Here is a 245-nt window from a genome sequence, read left to right as displayed (position 1 = left end):
GTTCCGGCGGTGTAACCCTGCACGCCCTGCGCCAGATCTTCCCAGCTCTTGAGAATGGGGTCGACCCATTCCCATGCCGCTTCCACTTCGTCGCGGCGCATGAACAGCGTCTGGTTGGAACGGATGGTATCCATCAGCAGGCGTTCATAAGCGTCCGGGCTGCGCACGTTGAAGGCTTCGGCAAAGCTCATGTCCAGCGACACCTGTCGCAGGCGCATGCCGCCCGGGCCGGGGTCCTTGATCAG

Annotated in this window: 1 pseudogene; it reads right to left on the bottom strand. The window is 62.9% G+C overall.

Annotation, left to right across the window (positions count from 1 at the left end):
- Positions 1 to 245, bottom strand: a pseudogene (locus SB764_RS43715) (glucose-6-phosphate dehydrogenase); the annotation flags it as partial.

This window comes from Paraburkholderia sp. SIMBA_027 (assembly GCF_046535315.1).
Taxonomy (GTDB): domain Bacteria; phylum Pseudomonadota; class Gammaproteobacteria; order Burkholderiales; family Burkholderiaceae; genus Paraburkholderia; species Paraburkholderia tropica.
The sequence above is the reverse complement of the archived record's forward strand: the minus strand, read 5'-3'. Positions and strand labels throughout refer to the sequence as shown.